Origin of the sequence: Pedobacter kyonggii (assembly GCF_004310665.1) — a bacterium.
Taxonomy (GTDB): Bacteria; Bacteroidota; Bacteroidia; order Sphingobacteriales; family Sphingobacteriaceae; genus Pedobacter; species Pedobacter kyonggii.
The window spans coordinates 69,564-83,670 of the sequence record NZ_SIXF01000016.1 but is presented as its reverse complement, the minus strand read 5'-3'; the positions used below and the strand labels follow the sequence as shown (position 1 = coordinate 83,670).

At 35.2% G+C, this 14,107-nt stretch carries 16 protein-coding genes; 4 read left to right on the top strand and 12 right to left on the bottom strand.

Translation table 11 applies throughout. From position 1 onward, the window contains the following. Positions 1–4 precede the first annotated feature (4 nt). The 4 genes from EYS08_RS16155 to EYS08_RS16140 form a co-directional block, all read right to left on the bottom strand. Positions 5–1,114: a hypothetical protein gene (locus tag EYS08_RS16155; protein WP_131031001.1), complete on the bottom strand. Its 1,110-nt coding sequence runs from the start codon at positions 1,112–1,114 to the stop codon at positions 5–7. Further along, on the bottom strand, positions 1,111–1,719 hold the full coding sequence (locus tag EYS08_RS16150; RefSeq protein WP_131031000.1) for a DUF4255 domain-containing protein: 609 nt from the start codon (positions 1,717–1,719) through the stop codon (positions 1,111–1,113). Before EYS08_RS16150 ends, EYS08_RS16155 begins: the two co-directional genes overlap by 4 nt. 482 nt (positions 1,720–2,201) lie before the next feature. Continuing rightward, positions 2,202–2,894: a lysoplasmalogenase gene (locus EYS08_RS16145; RefSeq protein WP_131030999.1), complete on the bottom strand. Its 693-nt coding sequence runs from the start codon at positions 2,892–2,894 to the stop codon at positions 2,202–2,204. Next, positions 2,884–4,101 (bottom strand): sterol desaturase family protein, encoded by a 1,218-nt coding sequence (locus EYS08_RS16140; protein ID WP_131030998.1) that lies wholly within the window; start codon positions 4,099–4,101, stop codon positions 2,884–2,886. The genes EYS08_RS16145 and EYS08_RS16140 overlap by 11 nt, the downstream gene beginning before the upstream one ends. Positions 4,102–4,298: 197 nt before the next feature. Here EYS08_RS16140 and EYS08_RS16135 point away from each other — a divergent pair, with 197 nt between their 5' ends. Then, the gene (locus EYS08_RS16135) at positions 4,299–4,649 is read left to right on the top strand and encodes a hypothetical protein (protein WP_131030997.1); all 351 of its coding nucleotides are present in this window, start codon (positions 4,299–4,301) and stop codon (positions 4,647–4,649) included. 4 nt (positions 4,650–4,653) lie between these two features. Here the strand turns inward: EYS08_RS16135 and EYS08_RS16130 are convergent, their stop codons facing one another. Further along, positions 4,654–5,154 carry a very short patch repair endonuclease gene (locus EYS08_RS16130; protein ID WP_131030996.1) on the bottom strand — a complete coding sequence of 167 codons (501 nt, stop codon included), beginning with the start codon at positions 5,152–5,154 and terminating at the stop codon, positions 4,654–4,656. Positions 5,155–5,609: 455 nt separating this feature from the next. Between EYS08_RS16130 and EYS08_RS16125 the strand changes: the two genes are divergently transcribed. Then, positions 5,610–6,242, top strand: a complete 633-nt coding sequence (locus EYS08_RS16125) for a phosphatase PAP2 family protein (RefSeq protein WP_131030995.1) — start codon at positions 5,610–5,612, stop codon at positions 6,240–6,242. Here EYS08_RS16125 and EYS08_RS16120 read toward each other — a convergent pair. Then, positions 6,239–6,835: a Crp/Fnr family transcriptional regulator gene (locus EYS08_RS16120; RefSeq protein WP_131030994.1), complete on the bottom strand. Its 597-nt coding sequence runs from the start codon at positions 6,833–6,835 to the stop codon at positions 6,239–6,241. The two genes, EYS08_RS16125 and EYS08_RS16120, sit on opposite strands and share 4 nt — an antisense overlap. A gap of 220 nt (positions 6,836–7,055) precedes the next feature. On the opposite strand from EYS08_RS16120, the gene EYS08_RS16115 reads away from it, so the two are divergent. Then, the gene (locus EYS08_RS16115) at positions 7,056–7,721 is read left to right on the top strand and encodes an HAD family hydrolase (protein ID WP_131030993.1); all 666 of its coding nucleotides are present in this window, start codon (positions 7,056–7,058) and stop codon (positions 7,719–7,721) included. A 72-nt stretch (positions 7,722–7,793) separates the two neighbouring features. Here EYS08_RS16115 and EYS08_RS16110 read toward each other — a convergent pair whose 3' ends face one another. After that, positions 7,794–8,966 (bottom strand): aldose epimerase family protein, encoded by a 1,173-nt coding sequence (locus tag EYS08_RS16110; RefSeq protein WP_131030992.1) that lies wholly within the window; start codon positions 8,964–8,966, stop codon positions 7,794–7,796. Positions 8,967–9,335: 369 nt separating this feature from the next. Between EYS08_RS16110 and mgrA the strand changes: the two genes are divergently transcribed. Further along, the gene (mgrA, locus tag EYS08_RS16105) at positions 9,336–10,325 is read left to right on the top strand and encodes an L-glyceraldehyde 3-phosphate reductase (RefSeq protein WP_131030991.1); all 990 of its coding nucleotides are present in this window, start codon (positions 9,336–9,338) and stop codon (positions 10,323–10,325) included. Between the two features lie 145 nt (positions 10,326–10,470). Here the strand turns inward: mgrA and EYS08_RS16100 are convergent, their stop codons facing one another. From EYS08_RS16100 to EYS08_RS16080, 5 genes are all read right to left on the bottom strand, one after another. Beyond that, positions 10,471–11,616: a sensor histidine kinase gene (locus EYS08_RS16100; RefSeq protein ID WP_131030990.1), complete on the bottom strand. Its 1,146-nt coding sequence runs from the start codon at positions 11,614–11,616 to the stop codon at positions 10,471–10,473. Positions 11,617–11,725: 109 nt separating this feature from the next. Further along, entirely contained in the window at positions 11,726–12,892 is a 1,167-nt protein-coding gene (locus tag EYS08_RS16095; RefSeq protein WP_131030989.1) for a DUF3095 family protein, read from the bottom strand. Between the two features lie 148 nt (positions 12,893–13,040). Beyond that, positions 13,041–13,238, bottom strand: a complete 198-nt coding sequence (locus tag EYS08_RS16090) for a hypothetical protein (protein ID WP_131030988.1) — start codon at positions 13,236–13,238, stop codon at positions 13,041–13,043. A 103-nt stretch (positions 13,239–13,341) separates the two neighbouring features. Beyond that, the gene (locus EYS08_RS16085; RefSeq protein ID WP_131030987.1) at positions 13,342–13,662 is read right to left on the bottom strand and encodes a hypothetical protein; all 321 of its coding nucleotides are present in this window, start codon (positions 13,660–13,662) and stop codon (positions 13,342–13,344) included. Positions 13,663–13,796: 134 nt separating this feature from the next. Next, positions 13,797–14,093 (bottom strand): Dabb family protein, encoded by a 297-nt coding sequence (locus tag EYS08_RS16080; protein ID WP_131030986.1) that lies wholly within the window; start codon positions 14,091–14,093, stop codon positions 13,797–13,799. Positions 14,094–14,107 lie beyond the last annotated feature (14 nt).

Here is a 14,107-nt window from a genome sequence, read left to right as displayed (position 1 = left end):
ATTTTTAAACATATACATATATTTTACTCTCGTCTCCCGCTTGTTTTTCGGGCATCGGGTTTGGCAAATTCTTGGTTAAAATAACTTCTGTTCCTCCATCCTTTTTACTCAGTTCTAAGCCCACTTTCACCTTTTGATAAAAAGGAATCTTCACATTACTTTTAAAGAGCAATATATCCGCATCAGCTATTTTATTAATCGGATCGGGATCATTGGCAGGCACAGGGTTCCCTGCGAAAGTATATTTGGCATAAGCCGGAATGCCACTAGGTGTACCATCCAAACTTTTATCTTTTACCAATAAATCAAAATCATCTAAATCAATTCCACTCTGGTTAATTACATAATACTTCCAGATGGTAGATTTCCTTAAAAAATTGATTAAAAATTTTGTTTCCGTAACTACGACATTGCTTGCTGGCAGCTTTAACTCGAGTACACCAAAAATTGATTGGGCACTTAACCCGTTACTTTTAAAAATTTTATAACTTATCAAATCGTTTCCTGTATCGGCTGCATTTTTGATCGATATGTTATATAACCCGTCAGGTAATTTACTCATATCGAGCAGTTTTTCAAAAACTTTACTACTATTGACTTTAATTTTATAAGGACCATTAATGGGCACGCCATCTGTATCAAAAGCGATAACCAGATTATTTTCTGTTGATGAATTTAGCCTGAGGTTAACTTCGGTATTTGCAGGAGGAAGGGTAAAATCTAAACTCATTAAATTGCCCACTATTCCATCAATAATCTGGTATTCGAGATTGCTGTTTAAACCGTTGTTCGAAAAATAAATCTTTTTATTGCTTAAAAAATCCTTGTTTGGAGCCGTTTCGTTTAGCTGTGTAATGGCTAAAAATTTTGCTGCATTTTTGAGTTGAATACCAAATTGCAAGTTGGTATCTAAAAATTCTATTTTGGGCTTTAAATCTTCCCCGATTTCAGTGATGATATTAAAACCTGAATCAAATATTTTAAATAGCAAGCGTTGATTAATGATTGTTTTTCTTGATGCCGTTGTAGCTACAAAACTCAAATCATTGCACAAATTATCTTCATAGTAATTGTGATACACATTAACTGAAAATAATTTGCGGTAGGCTGTCATAACTTAGTTCTTGTGTTTAATAAAATATTCTCTACTAATCCATCTGGCACCAACTGAACGTTTTCCTGTACGGTAATCATTCTGATTTTATATAAAACAGAAGGCAGATAGCTGTGACCGATAATACTCCAGAAATGGTTCATCTGTTCAAAATTGAAGCTAAAAAGCTCCGCACTTAAACGTTCAATATTACTATCAATAGCACTTAACAAAGGAGAGTTGGCTTGTGTAAACACGTTTTTGCCCTGAAAAAAAGAGATTACCTGTGAGAGTTTTTTTAAACCTTCCAAATAATCCAACGTTGGCGATTCTGTACCCGCATGATTAAAATTTGCAGAAATAAGTACGTACAGGTTCAGGTAAACATCAGGATTGCGTGTCTCTATTTCGCCAAGCATATTCCTTACGGTAACCCGCTGGTCTTTTATAGCCCTATCCTCTTCAATGTTCATTAGCGTGATACCCATTGTTTTTTCGGGTATGGCCAGTTTCCCTTCTGAAACGACACTACTCACTACAATAAAATCATCATTTGATGTATTGGCTATATTGTTTAGATATCCATTAATTTCTTTCGAAATAAAGTCAAGCGCCGTGTTAATCATAGATAAATATTTGGAGCATAAATCGTTTGATAATCAAACGATTAACATAAACTTAGATAAGAAAGCTCTGAAGTTATTAACAATTTGTAAAAAAGTTATTAACACTTAAGAATGACCAAATAATTGTCATTACAAAGTAAACCGAGAGCTTTTTCACAAAAATTAATCTCCCCAAAAAAAAGTTACTAACACACTAAAAATCAATTTATTAAAAACAGCCCATAGGAATAAATCTTTTTTTAGAATGAAAAAGATTTTATTTTTTTAAAAATAAAGGCCAAGGTTACCTAAAAGGGCTAAAAAAGCTCACAAAGTCCCTTTAAATGCGTATTATTAATGATACTAATAATTGATTTTAAGTTTTTTTAACTCAGGATAATCAAGAAATTATTGTTAGGCTATTTTAGAAAATAATATAATTTCAGCTGAGGAGTGCACGTGCCAATAGACAATTGAAAACAAAAATGCGGTATTTATTTGATTTAAATCTCGGTGCGTTTTACCACTAACTCACGTGTTACGGTACCATACACGATTAGATACTGAGCAATCATGTAGCTAGCCATAATTAATGCACCAGCCTGAGGAATGGGTTGCACAAATTTATTCACAGCCAACACACTGTCCGACAATAAGAAAAACAGCGCCCCATATAGGATGAGTTTAAAACTGAAAATATTTACTTTCCCATATCGGTTAACGGCCATAATAGCCATAACCGTTATAATAATAGCGTACATTAAAACGGGAAACTGCATTACCCCTAGTTTTGGCTGCAGGTAGAAAAACAGGCCTGAGCAAAAAATAGCAAATGCACCCACAGCCCACAAAAAATAAGGCGTTTTGTGGTTAGGATTTGATCTATGATCGAGTGTAAATGCCCTGATGTAAAAAATATGACAGATCACAAATGCGATTAACCCATAGATAAAAAAACTTGGTTTTCCGCTTTGAAATATCAGTAAAATATCACCAGCCCAGGCAAAAATTAATCCGATGAAAATTCTCTTATGGAAACGCCCTTTCAAGTTTGTGCTGAGATAAAGCCATACCAAAAGTACCACCACAATTAATGGTTTAGAGAAATTTAGGAGCGCAATATTATTGGCATATTCGGCATATAGCTGAATTACAAATACAAGGAAAAATATAAATGAAAATAGCTTAGTCTTCATCAGGGTTGGGATTTGCCTTTTGCAAATTTAAAAACCAAATTACGGATATTAACTGGATAGCCACAAAAATTACTTGATATCCGACCGGAAATTTCAAAAATAAAACCAGCAAAATGCCAAACAGCAACCTAAAATACTCGAATCTAATCTGCCATGCCTTTTGTTCTAACAACGCACCACAGGTAATTAATGTAAATAGGGTAAAAATAGTTCCAGAAACTAAAGCAATGGTTTCCATTTTATGATAAGTAAATAATATCGCAGAACCTGCAGTTAAAGCAACTAAAAACTGAATCAAAACATAACCTGTTAGCTTTGATTGATATACTGGATTATACTTTTTATAGGTTTCTACATTTATTTCCGGCGCATGTTGAAATCCGCCCAGATGTGGTGGAAACCAACCAGGAGGTTTAAGAAAAACTTTAATTTTATCACTGAATTTAGGTGATTGCTTTGCTGTTTTAACCAAATCATCCCAATAATGAAGGTTCGCCCAAACTGGATTCCAGCTGGCTAAAGGTTTGGTGATACCATAATAAACCTCTTCTTCTTCTTTCTGAAAAGTACCAAAAAAGCGGTCCCAGATAATCAATGTACCTGCGTGGTTTTTATCGATATATTTTGGATTAGAGCCGTGGTGTACCCGATGATGTGAAGGTGTATTTAAAATATACTCTAAAAAGCCCATGCTTTTAATGGCTCTGGTATGAATCCAAAACTGATACAAAGTATTGAAAGAACTTAATGTTAAAAACATAATCGGATCAAACCCAACAAATGCCAATGGAAGATAAAATACCCAGCTAAACCAGCCCTGAAACCAGCTTTGCCGCAAAGCCACGGTTAAATTATATTCTTCTGATTGGTGATGTACAATATGTGCAGCCCATAAAGCATTTACTTCGTGGCTCATCCGATGAAACCAATAATAGAAGAAATCGACACCAATAAATAGCAGTATCCAAACCCATATTGTTTTGGGTAATTCAAATAAACGCCAGTGCTCAAAAATATACTTGTAACCAAAAAACAATGCGGTTTTCATAAATATCCCGGTGAGCTGCTGCCCTATACCCTGACTTAAATTGGCAATACTATCATTAAGCCGATAATAATTTAGTTTTTTATAAAAATTATAAGCCAATTCTATTCCGATCAGAATAAAAAACACGGGTACAGATAACGCAATGTAATCTACTTTCATATAAACGTGAAGAAATATTTGGCCAGCAATATTTACTTTACAATTTAGAAAATTTTTAGCTCAACATAAAATCTAATTCATGTAATATTTGTGCTTGTTTGATCTTATTTATTGATTTTCATGAAATTCAGCTTACCTTTGAAAGGCTAAACTAATGCTTTTGGCGTTATTAACTTTTCATTTAAATCATCCCATCTATGAAAAAATTATCTCTCCTGTTGTTGCTAATTTCTTCTGCATTTTATACAAAGAGCCAAACGCTGGTATTAGCCAAAGATGCCGCTCAACATATCGGTAAAAATGTAACCATTTGCGATTCCGTGTATAGTGCAAAAGCTTTAGACAAATTAATTTTAATTAATTTAGGTGGTGCCTATCCAAAAGAGCTAATCACTGTAGTTATCAATAAAGGAGATGAGCGTAAATTCTCTTCAGAGCCTTCGAGCATGTTTATGGGAAATAAAATCTGTGTTACCGGAATTATATCAGATTACAAAGGTAAAAAACAGATTTTAGTTACCGATCCGAAGCAGATTACCGTAAAATAACAGCCTAATCATCAAACTGCGGAATTATTGCCGCTTTAGCCGCCTCGATATAAAGTAAAACCTGATTAACACATGCTGTTAAACTTTCCTGTACCTCGTGTTCCCAAAACCGCATTACGGTATAACCCTGAGCATGTAGCAATTGGTTAATATGTTTATCACGTTGCATATTTCGTTCAATCTTCGGGATCCAAAAACCCGAATTTGTTTTTAAAGCTGATTTCTTTTCATCCCATTTGTAACCATGCCAAAAATCGCCGTCTACAAATATGGCGAGCCTATACTTATTGATAATCAGATCGGGTTTTCCAGGAAAATTTTTAGGATGGATTCTGAACCTAACATGTTTGCCCCAGAGCGCCTTGCGTAGTCTCAACTCAGCCAGGCTATTTTTTGCCCTAATTTTAGACATGTTCTTACTCCGCTGTGCGGTGGTGTAAAAACCAGCGCTTTCTTCAAAGCGGGGCACTTTAATATCCTCATCTTTATATGGTTTAGACTCCATACCAAAGAAAACCAATAATAAGTATAAATTGTTTAAAAAATTGCCGACAGAAGGGTGGTATTAATCAACCTAAGCACCTCCTCATTTAAAGGAGGGGCTTCGGCTGGAGCGTTAATACAAAACGTATAATTTTTGAATAAATTGTCGAATGGAGTGCTTCTTCAGTCGGCAGGAAATTAATCCTGCCAACCTCGTAAGCATAGATATCCTTATTATCTGATTCGAATATTGAAAATCATTTCAATATATCATAGCGGATTATACAGACAGGCATATTTCCTTGATGAATCGTTTTATTTCCTTGATGAATATTTTTGGTCTTGTAGTTTTTCTTATACTTAAATTTAGACTTTCATAGATTATGTTCCTCAATCGCATCCATTTCTAAAAAGCTGAAACTTTTTGCATCTATTGGTATAAAATCCATAGTTTTGGTTTTTGATCAACCTATACCTATGCTTTTAAAACGCAATACGCTAATTTTTATACTTATTTTACTGATTGCTGCATTTACTTGTTTAAGTTTTTTCATTGCGCAGCACCCCATACTAGATTTTGACATTAAAACTTCGTTGTTTATTCAGCAATACCATACAGATTGGTTGGATAAATTGATGTTGGCGATCAGTTTTTTTGGCGAACTCCCTTATTCATTACTTTCGGTAGTAGTGGTGGCTATCATATTTTATCAGCAGAAGTATAAACGCGAAGGCCCATTCGTTTCAACGGTACTATTGTCTGGATTAATTATCCTGGGTATCAAAAATGTGATTAACCGCCCACGCCCTACTGCATTTTATGTACGACTAGTGGAAGTAAACCGGTTTCAGAGCTATCCCAGCGGGCATGTACTTTCTTATACCCTCTTTTTTGGCTTCTTAATTATTTTGATGAATACTTTGAAAGACGTGCCGAAATTAACCAGAAATATAGTGACTTATTTATCAGCATTTTTGATGATCACCATTGCCCCGTCCAGAATTTACTTGGGTGCACATTGGTTTACCGATACAGTTGGTGGTTTTCTGTTAGGCTTAATTTGCCTTTTCCCGCTTTGCTATTTTTACTTCAAAAAGAAGGCAAATTAACCCTTTTCTTTCTTTCTGATCCTGCTTAAAGTTTCGATTCGCATCCCCAGGTAGCTGGCCAAAAATTTTAGAGGAACCCTAGACTTTATAGTAGGATACCCGATTTTAAACTGTTTATACCTGATTTCAGCCGAAGGGATTCGTGATAAAATAGATCGCTCTTGCGACATATGGTAATGTATGGCCAATAATTTTCTAGCCAAAATATTGGTTTCGGGAAACTGTGCATATATGTCGTCAATTAAACGATATGGAAGTATAAGCAGTTCTGAATCTTCCAGTGCCTGATACTGTTCCTGATAAGTTGGGATAAGCGTTCCCGGATTTCGAATACTACCAATAAAGTGATTTTCGTCTGTTAACCAGGCGGTAATATCTTTTCCTTCATCCATTACAAATGCCCGCACTAAGCCTTTAACAATAAAAAACAAACAATCGCCACTAATCTCACTAAGGTTAGGCAAAATCTCATTCTTACGCACAAAGATTTTGAATGTCTCGGTTTTTATCCGCTCAATTATTTCTTTTCTTAAGGGCTGCAGCTCATTTAAATACTTAATAAGGGGATCACTTTCATGATGGGCAGCAATCATAATATTTATCCTGGATTTTAAAACGATGCAAGCTATTGCTTGAATACCGGATTTCCAAATATGAAAACGAGTACAACAGCCAAAAAATTACAGTTGTGGAAATTTATTTTTCACATCATCTGTTTTCGGCACCACTTTAAGGAATAAATTATATATTAAATTTTCGCTTTGATAACTATATTTTAACTTAATCATAAAAAAATCTGATAATTTTGCCGCCATGACGAATAATAAACCCAAAGCTTTTCTTTTCGATCTTAATGGAACCATGATTAATGATATGGCTTTCCACAATCATGCCTGGCATAACATACTTACAAAAGATTTAGGAGCAAGTATTAGCTTCGATGCGGTTAAAAAACAGATGTACGGTAAAAACCAAGATCTGTTAGAACGTGTTTTTGGTATTGGTCATTTCTCTCAGGAACAGATTGATCAGATTTCTATCGAAAAAGAGCATAGATATCAAGCTGCTTATAAAAAACATTTAACGTTAATAGTAGGTTTAGGCGATTTTTTAGAAAAAGCAAAACAATCAGGCATTCAAATGGCAATTGGCTCTGCTGCTATTCCCTTCAATATTAATTTTGTACTCGATAATTTAAATATCCGTTCCTATTTTAAAGCCATAGTAAGTGCCGAAGATGTGGTAAATAGTAAACCCGATCCGGAAACTTTTACCAAAGGGGCTGAAATTTTAGGCGTTGCAGCCAGCGAATGCATAGTTTTTGAAGATGCACCAAAAGGTGTTGAAGCAGCACAGCATGCCGGGATGAGATGCATTGTGCTAACAACCATGCATACTAAAGAAGAATTTGCGGCTTACGACAACATTATTGCCTTTATAGAAGACTATACAGATCCAGTTTTACAAGAACTTTTCTAAATAAAAACGACCTGCATTTCTACAGGCCGTTTTTATTTTATCATTGTTGGGATACAGAGATCACCGAAACGATTATTTGGTGAATTTATATACCGAGCTTGTTTTATACACCTGTCCAGGCTTTAAAACCGTTGACGGAAAAGTAGGTTGATTTGGTGAATCTGGAAAATGCTGTGTTTCTAATGCAATTGCTGTTCTAAAATCATCTTTAGCACCAGTTTTAAAAGTATTTTTACTTTGCATAAAGTTGCCGCTATAAAATTGCAGGCCTGGCTCCTGCGTATAAATATCCATCATTATGCCCGACTTATCTCCTTTAACCGTAGCCGCATGGAACATGCCCATAGCTTTGGTTTTATTTAGCACGTAGTTATGATCATAACCTTTCCCGAAAGTTAACTGTTCGTTTTTATCATTTATACGCGCACCAATAGTAGTTGCTTTGGTAAAATCAAACGGCGTTCCCTTAACCTTTTCAATTTTCCCTGTCGGGATCAAAGTAGAATCAACAGGCGTGTACTCATCCGCATAAATCTGCACCTCGTGGTCCAAAATATCACCGCTTCCATCACCATTTAAATTAAAGAATGCGTGGTTTGTTAAATTTACGATAGTGGTTTTATCGGTTTTAGCTTCGTAGTCCATTTTCAGTTCATTATCATCCGTTAAGGTATAAGTTACCTTAACATCTAAATTGCCTGGAAAATTTTCGTCGCCGTCTTTTGATAAGTAATGAAGCACCAAGGTATGGGTACTTGGCTGTGTAGCATCCCAAACAACATATTGGTAGCCTTTTTTTCCGCCATGAAGAGTGTTCTGTCCGTTATTGGTAAACAACGAATAGGTTTTACCTTCAAGCGCAAATTTACCCTTCGCTATGCGGTTGCCATATCGGCCAATAGTTGCGCCAAAATAGGGTTCAGTTGATTTTTCGTAATCGCTAACACTTTTAAAACCCACTACCACATCAACTAACTTACCATCTTTATTGGGTACCAACAAGCTAACCAGGCGCCCACCATAATTGGTAAAAATAGCCTCCACGTTGTTCTTATTCTTTAAAGTGTACAATGCTGTTTGTTTACCATCAATTTCCTTTTTAAAAGAATCGGCCACAAGTTTTACAACTGCTACTGAGTCGCTTTTTAAACTATCAGCTGATGAAGATTTTTTGGTTCCGGACTGACAAGATGCAAAGCCGATTACAGCTAGCATACCGAGGCTCGTTAATGAGTGTAATTTCATAAAATGGAATACTTGGTTTAGATTTTCAATTAAGTTTCAAAATATAAATATATGACTTAACTTTATAAATAAAACGATTTAGGATAATCAAAAATGCACATATTAAAGAATTTTCACTTTAAACACCAGTAATGATACGATTTGTAGAAACGGTGATAACAAAATGTTGAACAATTAAAAATCATTGATTTATTTTTCTCGTCTTCTTGATTCGATAACTATCTAATTCAAGATGTTAAATTCGATATGACGATTATTATATAGCTAAATTGAACTTTCAGCCTTTTTACTTATTTGAAGATAATATTCACCTAATACCAATTAAAATCCGCTAAAACTGATTATTATTGCGGCAATCAAATCCCAAATATGAATCAAATCATTTCAACAGATCGTTACGACAAAATGCTATATCGCCGTTGCGGGAACAGTGGCATAAAATTGCCTGCAATATCGTTGGGTTTATGGCATAATTTCGGACATGTAAACGTTTTTGAAAACAGCAAAAACCTAATCTACACCGCTTTTAACAATGGCATTACCCACTTCGATTTAGCAAATAATTATGGACCGCCTCCGGGGTCGGCTGAAGAAGTTTTCGGAAAAATCCTTCATGAAGATTTTAGGGGTTATCGCGATGAAATGATTATTTCAAGCAAAGCCGGATATACCATGTGGGATGGTCCTTATGGTGACTGGGGCTCGAAAAAATACCTGGTTTCTAGTTTAGATCAGGGCTTAAAACGTATGAAACTGGATTATGTTGATATTTTTTATCACCATCGTCCAGATCCTGAAACTCCGCTTGAAGAAACCATGGGTGCCTTAAGTCTCTTGGTTCAACAGGGAAAAGCTTTGTATGTTGGTATTTCAAATTATAAAGCAGATGAAGCCGCAAAAGCCATCAAGATTTTAAAAGATAACGGTACGCCATGTTTAATCCACCAGCCTAAATATTCGATGTTCGAACGTTGGGTAGAAGATGGTTTACTTGATGTTTTGGAACAAAATGGTGTCGGTTGTATTCCATTTTCGCCACTGGCACAAGGTTTACTTACAGATAAATATTTACACGGCATTCCTTCCGATTCGAGAGTTGCCACCAGTGGTATTTTCCTGAAAGAAAGCAATATTACGCCGGAGAAATTAGCGGTGATTGCCAAACTAAATGATGTTGCCAAATCGCGTGGACAAAAATTAGCACATATGGCTTTATCGTGGATACTGAAAGACGAAAGAATTACCACGGTATTGATAGGTGCGAGTAAACCAGAACAGATTACAGATTCAATTAAAGCTTTGGATAATATAAAATTTAGTGATACTGAAGTAAAACTAATTGATGAAATTTTAAGTTAAAAAAAATCGATCGTCATTTCGACCGCAGTATTCCAACTTTGGGAATATGCCCCAGTCGAAATGACGATTTATCTTAACCTGTTATCCAGTCTTTTACTTTTTCTTAAACTAACCCAGAAACTTCTACTGCTGTAATCATACGAGATTAGCGCTTTACAGGGAGCGAAAAGTGAAATATTGAACCGTTGCCATAATTACTTTCTGCCCAAATTTTACCATTGTGTAAGTTTATAATCTCAGCACTTAGGTATAAGCCAATTCCAAAACCTGAAATGGTTTTAGTTTGCTGGTTTTCTACGCGATAAAACCGATCAAAAAGTTTCTCCAGATCATGAGCCTCGATACCAATGCCGTTATCTGTTACAGAAACATGTACTTCATTTTCCAAGGCTTCTGATTGAACAAAAACAGTACTGCCCTGATCTGAATATTTTACAGCATTGCTAATCAAATTTGAAATTACAGAGCCAATTTTATCTTTATCTGCGTATATTAATTTAGGTTCTCCCTCTACAAAATTAATCTCATTAATTGGATGAATCAACCTTAGGTCTTCAACAATATCACAAACCAGTTTATCAAGATCAAAATGAGATAGGCTCAAATGAATTTCTCCTGATTCTAAACGTGATACATTTAAAAAAGAAGTGATCATAGCACTCATTTTCCGGATCTGTTTTTGAACTTTATCTAGAGTATTTACGACAAAAAGATCTGTTAAACTCCTACTCTGCATTAATTGAACATAAGCACTAATGGAGGTTAAAGGCGTTTTTAACTCGTGGCTTACCATACTGATGAAATCATTCTTTTGCCGCTCTTCCTTTATACTGATTAGCATCTGTTCCTGATCCAGTGCTTCCCGTTGCAGTTCAGTCTCTTTAATGGCTTTTTTCGCATTAACCATATCAGTAACATCGCTTGCGGTATGAAGAATACAATAAGGTATTCCAGCTTCATCCTTAATGGCGCGGTATTCGTAAGTATAATAAGCTGTTTGTAACCTCCCCTCCCTTAGGGTTTCAGCCGGAATAGCATCTCCTTTATCTGTAATTCCCGTAAGCAGCACATTTCTCAGCATATTAATAAAAGGTTGGCCCTTTAACTCTGGCACAGCATCTTCTAAAGGTTTACCAATAATAGAGCGGTCTTTTCCCCAAAAAGCAATCATGGCATCATTGGCCATTTCGATTACAATATGCTCGGATGTGTATATGGCTGTTGCATCTTTTGATAAGGAAAGAACTTCTAAAAGTTGATTATTACTTAAAACCCTTGAATAATTTTCCATTTATAATTAAAAATTAAAACCCGATTATGCTGATATTTATGATAAATCAAATTATACTAAGTATCATACAAGTGGCCTTTACAAAAGTTTGGTTATTATTTACCTTTTATCATCTGGCATTTAATTTATTGCGTATTTTCTGTTTAAGTATTCCTGCGGCCTGAGTGTATCCCCCATCTGCTCCATCAACGAAATGGATGTGATCATCCTCCAGATCCCTAACATAGCAAGACATGATCGATTCGCCACTAACGTAAAGGGCATATAAAATTTCATCATTTTTTTCGAGCTGATTAAGTTCTGTCTGCAATATTAATCGCTGCTGTGCAGTTCCGGTAATTACAGTATTTATTCTACCATCTATCACCAGCGTATCCGACATTTCTACAAGCTGTTTCAAGTATTTTTTACCCCGCTCCGTACGGAAATAGATATATCCATAAATATTGATGAGCCATGATTTAATCAGTTCAAAAAATTTAATTTTTCCAATTCGGTGTTTCATCTCCTTCCCTAAATTATTGAAGCTTGTCTTGAAAATCAGCTTAGAAACTGAAATCGGCTGACGCTTTTCGGGTGTTCCATAAATTTGATCAAGGTGATGGATCACTTTGCTGAACGCTATTGCCTGTTGCTCTATTTCTGAAGCTATAACAATTAATGTAACCACCTCATCACTGTTTTCGGGTGGTTCTATCTTATCCCAACGGCATTGCATACCACTTAAATCGATTTCATCACTTGCAGTATCATGTCCGGCTAACTGGTAATTCTCTCCCTTGATAATTTGTTCGGCATAAGCCAGTCCATCGCCCAAAACAATGGGGATAGAAAATGTTTCAGCACTACTAAATCTACAAATGTTAAGCGCATAGCCTTGTTTGTAAATTTCTTCTACAGGCATAATCCCAGTCCTTAAATCAAGGTTAAAATTCCGTAAGGTATTATCCTTGTATTTCAACAGCGATTTCATCACATCCTCTACAATACTGGGCGGAACAATAAAAGTGGCTCCATCGCCACCAAAGAAGAATGGAACCGAAATGTTTGCCTTAAATGCAATATTGAGTACGGCAACAATACTTCCTGTAGCGATAAGGTTAACATTTTCATGTTGGCCCGAATTTACAGCCACTGTTGAATGCTTGATATCAGTGATGATCACAAACCAGCTTGCAACTACTTTTTCAAATAATCGATTTTGAATCAATAATTGATGCAATGGTATTTTATGAATGGGCAGATTGGAATAGAAATGATCTTCGTTATTTGGCATAACATAAACTTAGCATATTCCAATATACGCATTCAAAGTTGTTGTGTATCTCTATATTAACTAATTATCTTTGACCGTTAGTAGCTTATACTAAAAAGCACAAACCTATAAGAGATTAGATATCCTGTTTTCTAATGCTAAAAGGATGTTAAAGAATAATTAAAATGGTGCCTGATTTAAATAATTTAAAGTAATAGTGAAATTCGCCATGGCGGTTTACTTTTTCGATTTCGCACACTTTGCCCGATTTACCATATTCATCAGATAATAAATCACCAATTTTAATGCTATCTAACTGATTTACGTTAAGGGATGCTCTTTTAATTAATGTAGCTATTTTTTCCATAAGATTGCAGTTTGAAGTATTTACGTAAACTAAAACGCTTTAGTTTTGTAGTATCATAAATTACTTATTAATAAGCAACAAACATACAAAATTGTAGTGTTAATCAGTAATACACAATCTCATAAACGCGTTTCATGTACAAGGCTTCATCTATTTTAGTAAAAAATTCGTACCATTCTTCTCTTGTAAAAACTAAACTGATATCAGGAAATGGGGTTGATAAAATAACAACCTCCCTTCCATCGGGCCTATGCTCTAAATAATCGTCGAAATCAAGTTTTTTGGTAGCCATATAAAAAGCATCAAACTGATCAAAAGAAAAGTTCATTAAAACGCCCGAGCGCCATATATTTAAAACTTTGCAATTGTTGCATTGAGCAATAGTGATGTTTTTGTTTTGAGCAAGTACAGTTGTTTTACACATGGTTTCTACAGTTCAAATCAATTGATAGATTTGACAAATATCTTATTATTTAGAATAATTCCAAATAATAAATTCGATTTATTAAAATAAGCGATAAAAAAAAATACCCCCGATTTCTGTCGGAGGTATTTCTTTTATTCTGCGTCGTAAATTATAACCTTTTCGAAGTAAACCCTGAATTCATCCAGGAAAGCTTTGTGCAATGGATGAACTTGATAAACATCGTGTGCAGCTAAATCTTCAAATAACAGCAAGAGGCTAAATGTATAAGTGGTATCTACAACAGCACGCTCAATTGGTGCTGGTATGCCAATATGAAAAGTTTTAACAACGTCAATATTTTCTAATGTTTGTAAGCTATTGCGGAAAGCAACTTTCTGCTCATCGGTGGTATCGGCTTTTAGCCAGAATAAAACGTGGTGTGCTATCATTTTTTAATTTTTTC